16 protein-coding genes and 2 tRNA genes are annotated in these 14,438 nt (G+C 69.0%); 7 read left to right on the top strand and 11 right to left on the bottom strand.

Annotation, left to right across the window (positions count from 1 at the left end; genetic code table 11):
• Positions 1-34: 34 nt before the first annotated feature.
• Genes ACWGL1_RS02560 through ACWGL1_RS02545 form a run of 4 tightly spaced genes read right to left on the bottom strand, consistent with a single transcriptional unit; the run spans position 35 to position 3,050 of the window.
• Positions 35-748, bottom strand: a complete 714-nt coding sequence (locus ACWGL1_RS02560; RefSeq protein WP_452111086.1) for a lysophospholipid acyltransferase family protein — start codon at positions 746-748, stop codon at positions 35-37.
• 34 nt (positions 749-782) lie between these two features.
• Entirely contained in the window at positions 783-1,418 is a 636-nt protein-coding gene (locus ACWGL1_RS02555; protein ID WP_346519824.1) for a YdcF family protein, read from the bottom strand.
• A 10-nt stretch (positions 1,419-1,428) separates the two neighbouring features.
• Positions 1,429-2,310 carry a cell division protein FtsX gene (locus ACWGL1_RS02550; RefSeq protein WP_452111085.1) on the bottom strand — a complete coding sequence of 294 codons (882 nt, stop codon included), beginning with the start codon at positions 2,308-2,310 and terminating at the stop codon, positions 1,429-1,431.
• Positions 2,307-3,050: a cell division ATP-binding protein FtsE gene (locus ACWGL1_RS02545; protein WP_452111084.1), complete on the bottom strand. Its 744-nt coding sequence runs from the start codon at positions 3,048-3,050 to the stop codon at positions 2,307-2,309. The genes ACWGL1_RS02550 and ACWGL1_RS02545 overlap by 4 nt, the downstream gene beginning before the upstream one ends.
• A gap of 69 nt (positions 3,051-3,119) precedes the next feature.
• On the opposite strand from ACWGL1_RS02545, the gene ACWGL1_RS02540 reads away from it, so the two are divergent.
• Complete coding sequence (locus ACWGL1_RS02540; protein ID WP_452111083.1) at positions 3,120-3,920, top strand: MJ0042-type zinc finger domain-containing protein; 801 nt, start codon at positions 3,120-3,122, stop codon at positions 3,918-3,920.
• 68 nt (positions 3,921-3,988) lie between these two features.
• Entirely contained in the window at positions 3,989-4,528 is a 540-nt protein-coding gene (locus tag ACWGL1_RS02535; protein WP_291782898.1) for a phosphoribosyltransferase, read from the top strand.
• Here ACWGL1_RS02535 and lysA read toward each other — a convergent pair.
• From lysA to argH, 3 genes are read right to left on the bottom strand one after another with little or no spacing between them, the layout of a single operon-like run.
• The gene (gene lysA / locus ACWGL1_RS02530; RefSeq protein ID WP_452111082.1) at positions 4,525-5,805 is read right to left on the bottom strand and encodes a diaminopimelate decarboxylase; all 1,281 of its coding nucleotides are present in this window, start codon (positions 5,803-5,805) and stop codon (positions 4,525-4,527) included. The genes ACWGL1_RS02535 and lysA overlap by 4 nt on opposite strands.
• 37 nt (positions 5,806-5,842) lie before the next feature.
• Positions 5,843-6,079, bottom strand: coding sequence for an LPS translocon maturation chaperone LptM (gene lptM / locus ACWGL1_RS02525; RefSeq protein WP_046652811.1), 237 nt, complete (start codon positions 6,077-6,079; stop codon positions 5,843-5,845).
• Complete coding sequence (gene argH / locus ACWGL1_RS02520; protein ID WP_452111081.1) at positions 6,076-7,506, bottom strand: argininosuccinate lyase; 1,431 nt, start codon at positions 7,504-7,506, stop codon at positions 6,076-6,078. The genes lptM and argH overlap by 4 nt, the downstream gene beginning before the upstream one ends.
• Between argH and ACWGL1_RS02515 the strand changes: the two genes are divergently transcribed.
• Positions 7,505-8,137, top strand: coding sequence for a TlpA family protein disulfide reductase (locus ACWGL1_RS02515; protein WP_452111080.1), 633 nt, complete (start codon positions 7,505-7,507; stop codon positions 8,135-8,137). The genes argH and ACWGL1_RS02515 overlap by 2 nt on opposite strands.
• A 31-nt stretch (positions 8,138-8,168) precedes the next feature.
• Here ACWGL1_RS02515 and ACWGL1_RS02510 read toward each other — a convergent pair whose 3' ends face one another.
• Complete coding sequence (locus tag ACWGL1_RS02510) at positions 8,169-8,474, bottom strand: hypothetical protein (protein WP_312218205.1); 306 nt, start codon at positions 8,472-8,474, stop codon at positions 8,169-8,171.
• A 69-nt stretch (positions 8,475-8,543) separates the two neighbouring features.
• Positions 8,544-9,830, bottom strand: coding sequence for a hypothetical protein (locus ACWGL1_RS02505; protein WP_338577030.1), 1,287 nt, complete (start codon positions 9,828-9,830; stop codon positions 8,544-8,546).
• 136 nt (positions 9,831-9,966) lie between these two features.
• On the opposite strand from ACWGL1_RS02505, the gene ACWGL1_RS02500 reads away from it, so the two are divergent.
• From ACWGL1_RS02500 to ACWGL1_RS02490, 3 genes are all read left to right on the top strand, one after another.
• Positions 9,967-10,043 (top strand) — tRNA-Arg (locus ACWGL1_RS02500).
• A 174-nt stretch (positions 10,044-10,217) separates the two neighbouring features.
• Positions 10,218-10,850: a hypothetical protein gene (locus ACWGL1_RS02495; protein WP_452111079.1), complete on the top strand. Its 633-nt coding sequence runs from the start codon at positions 10,218-10,220 to the stop codon at positions 10,848-10,850.
• 69 nt (positions 10,851-10,919) lie between these two features.
• Positions 10,920-11,345, top strand: a complete 426-nt coding sequence (locus tag ACWGL1_RS02490; RefSeq protein WP_338577027.1) for a hypothetical protein — start codon at positions 10,920-10,922, stop codon at positions 11,343-11,345.
• A gap of 67 nt (positions 11,346-11,412) precedes the next feature.
• On the opposite strand, the gene ACWGL1_RS02485 is transcribed toward ACWGL1_RS02490, so the two are convergent.
• A tRNA-Arg gene (locus tag ACWGL1_RS02485) sits at positions 11,413-11,489 on the bottom strand.
• Positions 11,490-11,722: 233 nt separating this feature from the next.
• Between ACWGL1_RS02485 and ACWGL1_RS02480 the strand changes: the two genes are divergently transcribed.
• Positions 11,723-13,420: a gamma-glutamyltransferase family protein gene (locus ACWGL1_RS02480; RefSeq protein ID WP_452111125.1), complete on the top strand. Its 1,698-nt coding sequence runs from the start codon at positions 11,723-11,725 to the stop codon at positions 13,418-13,420.
• Positions 13,421-13,430: 10 nt separating this feature from the next.
• On the opposite strand, the gene ACWGL1_RS02475 is transcribed toward ACWGL1_RS02480, so the two are convergent.
• Positions 13,431-14,261, bottom strand: a complete 831-nt coding sequence (locus ACWGL1_RS02475) for a lipid A-modifier LpxR family protein (RefSeq protein WP_343830376.1) — start codon at positions 14,259-14,261, stop codon at positions 13,431-13,433.
• Positions 14,262-14,438: the final 177 nt, after the last annotated feature.

Raw genomic sequence — 14,438 nt, 5'->3', positions numbered from 1 at the left:
ACAACTGATGATATAGGGGCCCGTCCTGCAAAGCCTAGGTTTGGGGCGGCAACAAGGCGATCGAGGCGCCTTCGATCCGGCTCTCCAACTGCTTCATGAACTCGGCGCGCTTCAGCCCGGCCGGAATAGGCGGCAGGAATTCGAAAACGACCGTGCCCGGATAACGTTTGAAGCCATGCGCCGGCCAATGGACGCCCGAGTTGGTGGCGACCGGCCAGCAGGGCGCGTCCACGTCGCGATAGATGGCGGCCACGCCCGGCTTGTAGTCCGCCGGTTCGCCGGGCGCCGTGCGGGTGCCTTCGGGGAAGATCAGGATCTGGCGGTCGTCGGCCAGGCGCGCGCGGGTCTGGCGCACCATGTCCTTCAGCGCCTTGGCGTGGGCGGCGCGGTCGACGGCGATCATCTTCGTCTTCCAGGCGAACCAACCGAAGAAGGGCAGGGGCATCAGCTCCTTCTTCAGGACGAAGCACGGATCGTCCAGAAAGGCGAAGGGCGCGACCACGTCCAGCATCCCCTGATGCTTGGCGGCGATCAGCGCCGGACCGGAGGGGCGATGCTCCAGCCCGCGCACCTCGACCTTGATTCCCGCGATCCAGCGCAGGCCGAACAGGACGAAGCGCGCCCACAGCTTGATCACCCCCATGGCCGCCTTGTGCGGCATCAGCAACGCCGGCGACAGGACGACCGCGAACAGCGGCATCGACAGATACAGCCACAGGGTGAAGAGCAGGGATCGAACGGTCGTCATGCGGCGGCCTTGGCGAAGGGGGACGGGCGAAGCGTTAGGGAACGGCAGGCTGTGGAGCGGTCGTTTCGGCGGGCCGCTCGGGGTGGCGGCCGGTCAGGCGATGCATCCCTTCGCGGCCGAGAACGGCCAGGTATTTCATGTATTCCAGCGTCATGCGCCGGGCGGTCTCGGTGGCGCGCCACCAGGACGGCGTGTCCAGCGACGGCGTGGAGACGGCGTAGGGCGTCAGCCGCACGCCGGGCGCGGCCCCGCGAATCTCCATCAGGCTGCGCGGCATATGATAGTCGGAGGTCACGACGATCAGGTCGTCATAGCCCTTGGACCGCGCCCAGGCGGCGATCTCCTGGGCGTTGCCGACGGTGTTCTCGGCCTCGAAGCCCAGATCGACGCAGCAGTTGAACAGCTTCTTCGACCCCGGCGTCAGGGCGCGCAGCTCCTTGCGGCGAACCTCGCGGTTGACGCCCGAGATCAGCAGGCGGTCGCCCTTGCCCTGCTCCAGCAGGCGGACGGCGGCGTTGACCCGCTCGGCCGAGGGGCCGGTCAGGGAGACGATGGCGTCGGCCCGCGCCGGCTCGGGCGCAGGCGTCAGTCCTCGCACCCGTTCGGCGAAGACGAACAGGCCCGTCAGCCACATCAGCGCCACCACGGCGATCAGCGTCAGGAACTTCATGCCTAACTAACTAGCGACGCCCGCCCAGCTTCGCCAGCGCCGTCAGGCGTGCGGCCAGCACCGCGACCGCCCCCGCCAGCAGGGGACAGGCGGCCAGCGTCAGCAGGTCCGGCCAAGCCAGCGGCAGGGCCGGCGTCAACCCGCCCTCGCCGCCGATCAGACGCAGCGCGGCCAGCATCAGCGCCGCCAGTCCGGCGCCCGCCGCCCCCGCCCCGGCGGCCAGCAGGCCGAAACGCTTCTGGAACAGGGAGGCGACAGCGCCGTCCGAGGCGCCGTTCAGGCTCAAGGTCTCGATCACCGCCGCCTGGGCCGCCATGCCCGCGCGGGTGGCGTAGGCGATGGCCGCCGCCGTCGCCGCCGCGATCAGCAGGAAGGCCGCCCCCGCCAGGGCCGTGATCAGGCCCGCCGAACGCTCGACTTCGCCGCGCCACAGGCTGTGGTCGTCGACGGTGGCGTCCAGTCCGGCCTCGGCCAGGGCGCGGCTCAGGCTGGGCGCGCTGGCGGGCGCTTTCGGGTCCAGATGGACGATGACCAGATAGGGCAGGGGCAGGTCGGGCAGGGCCGCCTCGCCCACCCAGGGACGCAGCAGAGCCTCTGCGGCCTTGCGGTCCATCGCCTGGGCCTCCGCCACGCCGTCGACCCCGGCCAGGGTCTCGGCGGCGCGCGCGGCGGCGGCGGGGCCGGTTTCATCGACGCGCGGGCGCACCTGCACGGTCGCCTCGGCCCGCAGCTGACGCGCCCAGCCGTGCGCGGCCCGGTCGGCGGCCAGGGCGCCGACGGCGGCGATCGAAGCCAGGAAGCACAACACGGCGATGACCACGACCAGCCAGCGTTCGCCGCCCGCCTCGCGCGGCAGAAGTTCGGGTTGGGCGCTGCCGAAGCGGCCGATCATGTCTGATCCTCCGATGCGGTCGGGGCGACGGCGGGCGCGATCTGCTCCAGCCGCCCGCCTTCCAACCGCAGCACGGCGGCGCCGCTGCGCGCGGCCAGGGCCTCGTCGTGGCTGGCGATCAGGATCGTGGCGCCCAGCCTGTTCAGCGACTGGAACAGCCGCATCAGCTTCTCGCCCATCGGCCGGTCGACGCTGCCGGTCGGTTCGTCGGCCAGGATCAGGCGCGGCCGCGCCACCACGGCGCGGGCGATGGCCAGCCGCTGCTTCTCTCCGCCCGACAGCGTCGGCGGCAGGGCGTCCAGCCGCCCGCCCAGGCCGACCCAGCGCAGCATTTCCTGCACGTCGGCGGCGTACTCGGCCGGACGCTCGCCCGCCAGATGCAGCGGGAGGGCCGCATTGTCGAAGGCCGACAGATGATCCAGCAGGCGGAAGTCCTGGAAGATGACGCCCATGCGACGGCGAAGCGCCGGAACCTCGCGTCGGGGCAACTGGGTCACGTCCTGGCCGAACAGGCTGATTCGCCCCGCCTGCGGTCGGGCGGCCAGCGTCAGCAGCCGCAACAGCGAGGACTTGCCCGCGCCCGAGGGTCCGGTAAGGAAGTGGAAAGAGCCGTTTGGCAGAGTAAGGTTAACGTCCCGCAGCACGGCGGGCCTGCCCGCATAGCCGAAGCCCACGCCCCTGAGGCGGACGGCGTCAGGCGCGGAATCAGGGTCGGCGGCGCGGCGGATCGGATCGGGCATCGAGTTTCGTATTGGACCGGGGCGTTGCGCCGCGACAGGAGGGGGCGATAAGCCTCGCAGTCAGCTGACATGATACTGACCTGCCCCGCCTGCGCCACTAGCTATTTCGTTCCCGACGAGGCGATCGGTCCGAACGGCCGTCGCGTGCGCTGCAAGGCGTGCGGCCACGACTGGCGCGCGACCCTTGAGGACGCCCCTCTCGAACTGGAGCCGGAAGCCGCCCCGACCGAGGAGGTCGAGACCGCGCCCCGCTACGACACCTTCGCCGAGACCCCGGCGCCGGAGCTGCCGCGCGCCTTCCGCGCCAAGGCCGAGCGCAAGCGCCGCGTGCGTCAGGCGGCCGCCGCCGGGGCGGCCTGGGCGGCGGCGGCGGCCGTGGCGCTGGGCCTGCTGACCGGGGCCGTCCTGTTCCGCGAGGAGATCGCCCGCGCCTTTCCGTCGGCGGCGGGGGTCTACAGGTCGCTGGGGCTGGACGTGAATACGGTCGGTCTGGAGGTCGAGGCGCTGCGAGGCCGGACCACGCCGCACGACCCTGGCCGCACCCTGGTTTCGGGCGCGCTCCGCAACATCCGCGACATTGAAATCGTCCCGCCGCCGCTGGTGGTCGTCCTCAAGGATGCTGGGGGCGTCGAGGTGACGCGCCGCATCGTGCGCCTGGACGGACCGCCTATCCTGCCGGGGAAGGTTCAGGGCTTCGCTGTCGTCATTCCCGATCCGCAAGGCCGGGTGGCGAAGTTGAGCGTCGACTATCTGCTCGAGCAAGCGCCCGAGCCCGCCGCCAAGGCGCCATCCGGGTCGGCTTCCGCGACCACGCGCGCAAGGACCTCGGCCGATAGCGCCGTGCGCGAGGACGGCGGCCTGCGCCGCTGAGCCTCTCGACCTTCGTCCAGCCGCTTCGCCTCTCGACTCCGGCCGTGCGAAAAGGGTATCGCCGGGGCATGGCTGACACCCGACCGACGCCCGCCCCCACGGTTCTTCTGTCCCAGGCCGAGATCGAGGCCGTCGTGGCCGATCTGGCGCGCCGCATCGCCCCCCATGTCGATGACGAGACGGTAGCCTCTGTCCTGCTGACCGGCGGCCTGTGGTTCGCCGCCGACCTGACCCGAGCCCTGGCGCGCGAAGGCAGAAATGTCCGCTTCGACGCCCTGTGGCTGGCCTCCTACGGCGACGAACAGACCAGCCGCGGCCGTATCGAGGTCCGCGCGCCCTATCAGCGCTCGCTGGAAGGGCGGAAGGTGCTGATCCTGGACGATGTCTTTGACACCGGCCTGTCGCTGGCGGAAGCCGTGCGGATCACGCGCGAGGCGGGCGCCGCCGAGGTGCTGACCTGCGTCTTTGCTCGCAAGCCCTGGCCCAAGCCCCGAGCGCCCGAGCCTGACTTCGTCGGCTGGGAGGCGCCGAACCGCTTCCTGGTCGGCTACGGTCTGGACCACGCGGGCGGCCTGCGCGGGCTGCCGGACATCTGCGCTCTGGACTAGGTCTGGAGCCAGTCCGCCATCGGCTCGCGGGCGAACATCTCTTCATAGGTCGGACGGGGGCGGACGACCGCGCTGCGGTCGCCGTCGACGAGGACTTCGGCGGCCAGGGGACGGGTGTTGTATTCGCCGCTCATGACCGCGCCATAGGCTCCGGCGCTCATGAAGACGACCAGGTCGCCCGCCTTCAACGGCGGCAGGTCGCGGTCGCGCGCGAAGGTGTCCCCCGTCTCGCAGACCGGTCCGACGACGTCGTAAGGCAGCGCCTCGCCTGCGACCGGACGGACCGGCTTCAGGTCGTGGAAGGCGTCATAGAGGGCCGGGCGCATCAGATCGTTCATCGCCGCGTCCAGGACCAGGAAGCGGCGGCCGTCCGTCCGTTCATTGACCTGGATGACGCGGCTCAGCAGCACGCCCGCATTGGCTGCCATCAGGCGGCCGGGCTCGAAGGCGGCCTCGACGTTCAGGCCATCCAGCACGCGCGCGGCCATGGCGACGTATTCGGCCGGAGCGGGCGTCGCCGTCTCGCCGTAATAGGGCACGCCCAGTCCGCCGCCGAGGTCGAGGCGGGTGACGCTGTGCCCCTCGGCGCGCAGGTCCTCCGTCATCTGGCGCAGCACGCGGAAGGCGGCCTCCAGCGGGCTCAGGTCCGTGATCTGGCTGCCGATGTGGCAGGCCAGGCCCATCGGCGTGACGTGGGGCGAGACCGAGGCGCGAGCGTACAGCGCCATCGCCTCCTCGACCGGGACGCCGAATTTGTCGCCGGCCCCGCCGGTGGTGATCTTGGCGTGGCCGCCTGCGCCGATCTTCGGATTGACCCGAATGGCGATGGCTGGAGACGCCGACTTCTCGGCGGCGACGGCGATCAGCCGGTCTAGTTCGGCCGAGGACTCGACGTTGATCTGGCGCACGCCCTGTTCGATGGCGAAGGCCAGTTCGGCGTCGGTCTTGCCCACGCCCGAGAAGATGATGCGTTCGCCCGGAATGCCGACCGCCAGGGCGCGGCGGATCTCGCCTTCGGACACGGTGTCGGCGCCGCAGCCCAACTTGGCCAGCGTCGCCAGCACGGACAGGTTGGAGTTGGCCTTGACCGCGAAGGCGATCAGGGCCTCGCCCAGCGCGCTCCTATGCGCGTCGCACGCCTCGCGCAGCAGGCCGTAGTGGCGGCGCAGGGTGGCCGAGGAATAGACATAGGTCGGCGTGCCGACGCTGTCCGCCAGCGTCTCCAGAGAGACGCCCTCGGCATGCAGGACGCCGTCCTTGAGGTCAAAATAGTGCACCGGCGGGGAGTCCAGTCAGAGAGAGGAGCGCGAAGGCTCAGTTCATCGGCGGCGGCTTGCCGAACGGGTCGGACGTGCCGTTGTCGATCGGCATCTGGCGCGGCGGCAGGTTCTGCATCGCCGGTTCCGGCAAGTGCTCGGCCGAGCGGTCGCGGATGGCGCGCTCGGTCTGCTTCTTCGGCGTGGCGCCCTGCGGCGGCTCCAGATCGGCCATGCGGCCGCAAGCCGAGAGCAGAAGGGCGGCGGCGCCCGCCAGGATCAGGGTCTTCTTCACAGGCGGCTTCTCCAGTCGGCGATGCGCGCGCGGACCTGTTCCGGCGCCGTGCCGCCGAAGCTCTGGCGGCTGGCGCAGGAGGCTTCGGGCGTCAGCACTTCATACACGCCTTCGGTGATCCGGCCATCCAGGGCCTGCAATTCGCTCAGCGGCAATTCGCCCAGATCCAGGCCCAATGTCTCGGCCCGCTTCACGGCGGCGCCGGTGACGTGGTGCGCCTGGCGGAAGGGCAGGTTCAGTTCGCGCACCAGCCAGTCGGCCAGATCGGTGGCGGTCGAGAAGCCCGCGCCTGCGGCGGCGGCCATCTTTTCGGTGTTGGGGCGGATCACGGCGACCATGGCGGTCATGGCCGTCAGCGCCAGATCCAGCGCGTCGAAGGCCTCGAACACCGGCGGCTTGTCCTCCTGCATGTCCTTGGAATAGGCCAGCGGCAGACCCTTCATCACCGTGGTCAGGGCGATCAGGGCGCCGTTGATGCGGCCGGTCTTGGCCCGCACCAGTTCGGCCGCGTCGGGGTTGCGCTTCTGCGGCATGATGGACGAGCCGGTCGTCAGGTCGTCGGGCAGGGTCGCAAAGCCGAACATCGGCGTCATCCACACCACGATCTCTTCGGCCAGGCGCGACAGGTGGCCCGCCGCGATCGAGGCGGCGGCCAGGCTTTCCAGCGCAAAATCGCGATCCGACACGGCGTCGAGGCTGTTCGCCATCGGGCGATCAAAGCCCAGCGCCTGCGCCGTCATGTGGCGGTCGATGGGGAAGGGCGACCCGGCCAGCGCGGCGGCGCCCAGCGGGTTCTCGTTCATGCGCGCGCGGGCGTCGGAGAAGCGGCCCGCGTCGCGGCCGAACATCTCGACATAGGCCATCAGGTGGTGGCCGAACGTCACCGGCTGGGCCGTCTGCAGATGGGTGAAGCCCGGCATCAGGTCGCCCGCGTGCTGTTCCGCCCGGTCCAGCAGGGCGGCCTGCAGATCCTTCAGTTGCGCCACGGTGCGATCGCAGGCGTCGCGCACCCACAGGCGGAAGTCCGTCGCCACCTGATCGTTGCGGCTGCGCGCGGTATGCAGACGCCCCGACGGCTCGCCGATCAGCTCCGACAGGCGCGCCTCGACGTTCATGTGGATGTCTTCATAGGCGTCGCGGAAGGGGAAGGTCCCGTCCTTGATCTCGCCCTCGATGACGTCCAGCCCGCCCAGAATGGCCTGCGCGTCCGCAGCGGCGATGATCCCCTGCTTCTCCAGCATGCGACAATGGGCCCGCGAACCGGCCAGGTCCTGCGCCCACAGGCGTTTGTCGACGCCGATGGAGACGTTGATGGCCTGCATGATGTCGGCGGGCTTGGCGCTGAAGCGCCCGCCCCATAGAGACTGCCCCTCAGACCCTTTCGAAGGGGAATTGTCAGACTGTGGTTTGGAAGGCGTATCAGACATGAGCGGCTCTGGACGGACTTGGGCGGGCGTGGCGACGTTCGCCCTGATCAGCGTGATCGGCGTGGGCGCGGCGTTGCTATACGTCAATCATCATAAGGGGCGCAAAGACTCGGCGCCCGTTGCGGCTGCATCGAAACAGCCGAGCACCCGCCTGATCGCGTATGCGCGGGGCTCCCTCGCCCGTCTGCAGGCGCCGCCGCCCGCCCCGGCCACCGACTACGCCTTCCTTGACGCGGCCGGACGGGAGGTCCGCTTCGCCGATTTCGCGGGCAAGGTGACCGTGGTGAACCTGTGGGCCACCTGGTGCGCGCCGTGCCGGATCGAGATGCCGACCCTGGCCGCGCTGGCCGATCATTATAAGGGGCGCGACGACTTCGCCGTGGCGGCCATCAGCATGGACGCGGAAAAGACGGCTGACGAGGCGCGCGCCTTCATCGCCGACCATGCGCCGCTGCAGTTCTACATCGACCCGAAGTTCCAGCTGGCCTTCGAATTCCCGGGCAAGGGCGCCATGCCCCAGACGATGGTGCTGGATCGCCAAGGCCAGGTTCGCGCCGTCCTGGTCGGCGAGGCGGACTGGGCCAGTCCCGAGGCTCGGGCGCTGATCGACGACCTTTTGGCAGACCAGTGACCCTTCTCCCACAAGGGGAGAAGGGATTGGATCAGTTCTTGGCCGGGACGCGCTGGTCGGTGGCCGGGTCGACGGCGCCGGGTCGGCCTTCGGCGGCGGCCTGGGCCTGCTTGTCTTCCAGCTTGTCGGCGACCTTGCCGGCGCCTTCCTCGACCGCCTGAGCGGCCTTCATGGCGCCGGATTCGACGACTTCGCCCGTCTGGGCGGCGACGTCGGCGGCCTTGTCGCCGGCGGCTTCGGCGTTGGCCTCGGCCTTGTTCTGCTCGGCCTGGGTGCAGGCGGCGGCGCCGAGCGCCAGGACCGAGGCGGCGGCGATGGTCAGGGTGCGGATACGCATGGGTGATAGCCCCTCTGAAATTTGAACCTTGGCCTTAACGCCGCTGACCCGCTGCGGTTGCGAACCGGGTCAGTCGAGGTCGACCGGAAGGGTCTGGCTGGCCAGCAGACGCTCCGTCGTCTTCCAGTGGTTCGGCCCCTGCCGCTCGACCCAGGCCTGCACCATGTCGCGGCCCAGGCCGTAGTTGATGACATAGGAGCGGTAGGTCTCGATGAAGCTCAGCCGCTGCGCCGCCCGGTCGCGCGCGACGAGGTTGTATTTCTGCAGCTGGTCCAGCGCCGTCTCTCGGTCGATGCGCCCGGCCAGATAGTCGTCGGCCACCGTGTATTCCGCCCGCGCCAGCTCCCGCGTCAGGGCCAGTAGCTGCGTCTGCGCCTCGGCCGTCGCCGGGTCCAGCCCCGCCAGCGGATAGAGGACGCGCGCCTCGAACTCGGTGCGCTCATGGCCGGGGAAGGCCAGGTCGATGCCGTAGTTGGCGCTGCCCTCGGCGATGAAGGACATGGGGCTGAACAGCGGATAGACGCTCATCTCGAACCAGCCCTTGTCCTTGACGAAGGTCTGCTCCAGCAGGGCGTTATAGACGTGGTGGCCGGGGTAGCCTTCGTGACAGCCCAGATCGACCGCCCGGTCGATATAGATGGGCAGGTCGGTGTTCACCTGGATCAGGCTGAAGCCGCCGCCCTTGAACCAGTTATAGCCGGACCACGGCTTGTCGTTGACGAACTCCAGCGTGAAGGTCTCGCCGGCAGGCAGGGTGATATGACGCTCGGTGCGCGCCTTGCACTCCTTGATGGCGGCGCGCATCACCGTATCCAGCCGGTCCTTGGGGATCACATAGCGGGCGCGGAAGGCGGCGACCCGCTCGGCCAGAGGTCCCTCGCCGGGGACCATGGCGTCGATGCGCGCCAGCACCGGATCATAGGACGACAGCGGCCGCAGTTCCGGCCGCACGCCGAACAGGGCCTCGGCCTCATCGGCGAAGCCCAGCGTTTCGCCCTGCAGCATCCGCAGCCGCGCCGAGGCCGCCGAGACATGGGCCTTGAGATAGGCGCGGCGCTGGCGGCTCTGGGCGTCCAGTCCCCGCTCCGGCAGCGTCTCGAGGCGTCGGGCCAGGTCCGCCGCGCCTTCGGCCAGTTGGGGCAGGGCGCGCGGATTGGCCTTGGCCGCTTCGGCCCACTCGGCCGGTCCGTAATAGGCGTCGACATAGCCCGGCTCTCGCTCGCCGATCTCCAGCGTCAGGGCGACATAGTCGCGCGCCACGTCGTCCAGACTGTCGGCGTCCTGTTTCTGGAACGCGGCGCAGCCGGTCAGAACAACGACAGCGCCGGCCAGGGCGGCGAAGGTGATGGCGCGCATGGAAATTCCCTCTTCCCGATCCGCGACGCTAGGCCGACGGAGCCCCCGCGCCAAGAAGGAAGGCGCGGCCAGATTCGGGATTGAGACCGCCTCGCCCATGCTGTAAGCACCGCCGTCCGGCCTCAACGCCGCGCACGCACCCGTAGCTCAGCTGGATAGAGTGCTGCCCTCCGAAGGCAGAGGTCACAGGTTCGAATCCTGTCGGGTGCGCCATCTCTCCCTATATCTCGGAACACGCTGAGGCGTTTGCTAGAAGCTATTCGCTCGCCTGTCGCCGCCGGGAGCTGATACAAAAACATCATCAAGACGTTTTAAAGCGGACTCTAAATATTCACTTCCATTGTCGAGAAAGCTACATCTGCGACTGGAGACCGGTTGAGATGCGTCATGATGACAAAGGTTCACGCTCAGCTTGCTGTAGCTGCCTCGCCAAAACAACGCCGCCCCTATGCGCGTGAACTGGAGCGGGCGTTTCAAAATCTTGGGAAGGATTTCGGATGGAGGGGCGTTCAGGGAATTCTGTTTAAGGAAGTAAACCAATGGTTCGTCACCAGTCACCTTGAAACGAGCCTGCTGTCGCAGCAAACTTCCCTGATTGTCTCAACCAAGCCCATGGCGATTGATCCCATTTTTTGGGACATCTGCGGATTTCCCGAGAACAAGGATAAGCCCTTATCTTTTCGAGCTCTCGGGGCCTGGACATGCCCCGCGCTGGAAATGGTGTCCGCTGACGTGGCCGAAGCGGCTGATGCGAGTGATACGGCGACGACGGCCCTGACCATGGCCGGCGAGCTTCTGGGAGCCGGTACTCCGCCGTCTCTGGCCTGGTTCGAGGCCGAATGCCGCAAGGCTTGGGAGCATCAGCCCGCCATTCTGGCCAGCATCATCACCACCCTAGTCGCAACCGAGAGGCGGCGAGAAGCGCTGGAACTCTGTCTTGAGGCGAAAGCCAGAGGCGAAACAGGCGGCTTTGTGAATGCTGGCGACTCGTTTGTGCAGGCCGCCATTCGGCGCCTCTAGACTTCCCTTTCTGCTTGAGACCTTCCAAGGCAGGAGCGCCATCATGACTCTTTGCGTGTGTGGGACGGCATGAAGCAGTCCTTCTGGTTCGCAGCGTCGGTTCAAGCTCGCGCAGGCGACCTGGTCCGCGTTTTCATAACCGCGCCTTCGGAAAGATCCGGGCTCAGCCGCTGGCTGGGTCTGGCTCGACAGATGAACGCCTCTCGGTCGCCCTTCATCTATAATGAGACGTCGAAAGCGTGGTTCATGGCGAACCACCACGCCAGGATCACAGATGAAATGGCTCTGGCTCCGCGCGAAGCTCCAAGAGTCTATCAGTCATCCCCCGATCCCGACCTGCCCGTCATAAGGGTCGTGCATGGGAAGGTTCTGGGGTCCGCCGTCATCCGAAAGATAAGCAGCGAAGACAGCGGGGTCGACTCAAGGCTGGACCTGGAGATCCTGTCGGAACGCAGCATCGCGCCAGGAGAACCATGGCTGCCTGATGAAGAATGACCGCGCCTGATCGGATTCCACGCTCGATAGCGCCACGACGAACAGGCCTTGAGCATTTAAAGGAAGATGGCGCACCCGAAGAGATTCGAACTCCTGACCCCCAGATTCGTAGTCTGGTGCTCTATCCAGCTGAGCTACGGGTGCGCACCGCCTTGCGGGCAGGGCCGGGTATCTAGCGGGTCGTTCTGGCGCTGGCAAGCAGGTTTTCTCAGAAAATCTTGAGAAAATGCGGGGTTGGCCTCGGGGGCCTGCGGGCCTAGGCATAAAGCCTCCCTCAAACGTGCCGGAGTGCTTGAGTGCGCGCCTTGTCCTTCTCCCGTCTGCGTCCTGCGCGCAGGATTTCGTCTCTCGCAGCGGGGACGGCCTTGGCGGCCCTGATGCTGGCCGGGTGCGCGACGACGGCCGAGCATGTCCAGGCCGGGGCCGCGCCGGCTCCGGTCGAGAGCCCGGCCGCAGCCCAGGCGTCCGTCGCCAGGGGGCCGTTCGTGTCGGCGGCCAATCCCCTGGCGGTCGAGGCGGGGATGAAGGTGCTGGCGCGCGGCGGTTCGGCCGTGGATGCGGCGGTGGCGATCCAGGCGGTGCTGGGTTTGACCGAGCCGCAGTCGTCGGGCCTGGGCGGCGGCGCCTTCATGATGGTCTATGACGCCCAGAACGGCGCCGTCACCGTCTATGACGGGCGCGAGACGGCGCCGGCCGCCGCCACGCCCGAACTCTTCTATGAGAACGGCAAGCCTCTGGCCTTTGTCGATGCGGTTCTGAGCGGGCGCTCGACCGGGGCGCCGGGCGTGATGCCCATGCTGGCCCTGGCCCAGAAGCAGCACGGCGCCCTGGCCTGGTCCGAGCTGTTCGGCGACGCCGAGACGCTGGCGCAGGACGGCTTCGTCGTCAGTCCGCGCCTGGCCGGCATGATCAACGGCGACGCGCCTCAGGCGAAGACCCGCTGGGCGACGGAGTATTTCACCAAGCCGGACGGCGTGCGCTATCAGGCGGGCGACACCCTGCGGAACCCGGCCTACGCCGCGACGGTGCGCCGCATCGCGCGCGAGGGCGCGGCCGCCCTGCAGCAGGGCCCGCTGGCCGAGGCCATCGTCGAGGCGGTGCACGAGGGGCCGCGTCCCGGCGCCCTGAGCGCCGCCGACCTTGCCGGCTATCGCCCCGTGGTGCGCGAGGCCGTGTGCGGGCCTTACAAGATCTACACCATCTGCGTGCCACCGCCGCCGTCCAGCGGGGCCTCCATCCTGGAGCTGCTGGCCATGGCCGAGCGGACGCCGGACATCGACAAGGGGCCGGACAGCCCCGAGGCCTGGGCCGCCTTCGGCCAGCTTCAGCGGCTGATGTACGCCGACCGCGACCGCTATTTCGGCGATCCCGCCTTTGTCTCCGTGCCGGTGGCGGGGCTGCTGGACCCGGCCTATGTGGCCGAGCGGGCGACCTTGGCGCCGGGCCTTCGCGGCGCGGCGCCCTATGGCGTTCCGGCCGGGGCGCCGAACGTCGGCGCAGACGCCACGCGCGAACCGGCGGGGACGTCGCATCTGGTCGTGGTGGACGCCCAGGGGAACGCCGTCAGCATGACCACGACCGTCGAGAGTCTGTTCGGCTCGGGTCGGATGGCGGGCGGTTTCTTCCTGAACAATCAGCTGACCGACTTCTCCCTGGTCCCCACGGCGTCGGACGGCACGCCGGCGGCCAACGCCGTGGCGGCGGGCAAGCGGCCGCGTTCGTCCATGTCGCCAGCCTTGATCCTGGATCGCGAAGGGCGGCTGGTCGGGGCGCTGGGCTCGCCGGGCGGATCGTCCATCCTGGCCTATAACGCCAAGGCGCTGATCGGCGCCCTGGCCTGGGGGCTGCCGCTGCAGCAAGCGTTCGACCTGCCGAACCTGGTGGCCAAGGGGGACGGCTTCGGCGCCGACACCGAGGGCTTCCCCGAGGCCGTGCGCGAAGGCATGGCGGTGCGCGGCGTCGCCTTGCAACCGAACACGACCGAAACCTCCGGCCTGCATGGGGGCTTGTGGCGGAACGGGCGCTGGGACGGAGCCGCCGACAGCCGCCGCGAAGGCGTGGCGCGGACGCAGTAGGGCGGCGAGCCTATTCGCGGGGGCGGATCGTCAGTTGGAAGGCCACCAGGCCTTCCGACACGTCCGTGTTGATGCCCTGATAGCCGCGCAGGCCCTTGGCCTCGATCTCGCGATAGACGACGCCGAAGGAGCTTTGCACTGCGCCTCGGCGATAGGCCACGCCGATGGAGGCGTCGCCGAGATAGGCGCCGGCGTCCTGGCTGACGCCCGAACGCGCGAAGTCGCCGTCGCGCGTGCGCGCGAAATTGTAGCCGACCGCCCGCTTGGAGCCTGCCGCGTACAGATACCAGCGCGGGCGCTCGCCGAAGGCCTCGTCGCCGTTGGGGGCCAGGCGGTCCAGGCCCTCGCCGATACGCAGGGTGGCGCCCGCCTCGGCCGAGGGGCCGTCGCTGCCGACGCCGAAGCCGGCGTGGGGCGTCAGCGACACTTCCAGCCCCGAGGCCGTGCGGCCCTTCGCCGCCGTCCAGCCGCGCGTATAGGTGACATCGTAGCTCTCACCCGAGAAGGCGGCCGGGTCGAGGGCGCGCGGCGGCAGGGGCGCGCCGTCGGCGCGGCGCAGTTCGCCCGTGGTGACGATGCGCAACCGGTCGGTGAAGCCGTCCCCGGCGAACCAGGCTTCCTGGCGCAGTTCGCCCTCATCGGCGCTCAGTCGGGCGACATCGTTGAACTGCACCGGGGCGCCGAAGGCGGCGTCAGGTTCGGTCGAGAAGGGCAGGCGGCTGTCCAGCCGGGCCGCGGCGTCCTCGAACCGGACGGCGTCGCCGCCACGAACGGCGACGGAGCCTTCGGCCATGGTCTGGGGCATGGCGAAGACGGTCGTCGGGGCGACCGCCGCGATCATCCATCCTGCCCATGCCATCGGTCGCATCAACGGTCCCTCCCGATCCGTTAACGCCTCCACAGTGCACGAACGCCAGGGAACCGCAACGGACTCTTTTACGCCTTAATCCTTGTCAGACGAACGAAGCCGCCCGGAGAGGGTTCCCGCGGGCGGCTTGAAGGCGATGGCGATGACCTT

The organism is Brevundimonas sp. NPDC055812, assembly GCF_053616535.1.
This window is presented reverse-complemented; position numbering and strand designations above follow the sequence as displayed.

Bases quoted from the DNA above. Each gene is read 5' to 3' on its own strand.
- ACWGL1_RS02560 (WP_452111086.1), bottom strand. From the start codon at position 748: ATGACGACCGTTCGATCCCTGCTCTTCACCCTGTGGCTGTATCTGTCG.
- ACWGL1_RS02550 (WP_452111085.1), bottom strand. From the start codon at position 2,310: ATGATCGGCCGCTTCGGCAGCGCCCAACCCGAACTTCTGCCGCGCGAG.
- ACWGL1_RS02510 (WP_312218205.1), bottom strand. From the start codon at position 8,474: ATGCGTATCCGCACCCTGACCATCGCCGCCGCCTCGGTCCTGGCGCTC.
- ACWGL1_RS02475 (WP_343830376.1), bottom strand. From the start codon at position 14,261: ATGATCGCGGCGGTCGCCCCGACGACCGTCTTCGCCATGCCCCAGACC.
- ACWGL1_RS02480 (WP_452111125.1), top strand. From the start codon at position 11,723: ATGCTGGCCGGGTGCGCGACGACGGCCGAGCATGTCCAGGCCGGGGCC.
- ACWGL1_RS02540 (WP_452111083.1), top strand. From the start codon at position 3,120: ATGATACTGACCTGCCCCGCCTGCGCCACTAGCTATTTCGTTCCCGAC.
- ACWGL1_RS02555 (WP_346519824.1), bottom strand. From the start codon at position 1,418: ATGAAGTTCCTGACGCTGATCGCCGTGGTGGCGCTGATGTGGCTGACG.
- ACWGL1_RS02545 (WP_452111084.1), bottom strand. From the start codon at position 3,050: ATGCCCGATCCGATCCGCCGCGCCGCCGACCCTGATTCCGCGCCTGAC.
- ACWGL1_RS02505 (WP_338577030.1), bottom strand. From the start codon at position 9,830: ATGCGCGCCATCACCTTCGCCGCCCTGGCCGGCGCTGTCGTTGTTCTG.
- ACWGL1_RS02490 (WP_338577027.1), top strand. From the start codon at position 10,920: ATGAAGCAGTCCTTCTGGTTCGCAGCGTCGGTTCAAGCTCGCGCAGGC.
- ACWGL1_RS02515 (WP_452111080.1), top strand. From the start codon at position 7,505: ATGAGCGGCTCTGGACGGACTTGGGCGGGCGTGGCGACGTTCGCCCTG.
- ACWGL1_RS02495 (WP_452111079.1), top strand. From the start codon at position 10,218: ATGATGACAAAGGTTCACGCTCAGCTTGCTGTAGCTGCCTCGCCAAAA.
- argH (WP_452111081.1), bottom strand. From the start codon at position 7,506: ATGTCTGATACGCCTTCCAAACCACAGTCTGACAATTCCCCTTCGAAA.
- ACWGL1_RS02535 (WP_291782898.1), top strand. From the start codon at position 3,989: ATGGCTGACACCCGACCGACGCCCGCCCCCACGGTTCTTCTGTCCCAG.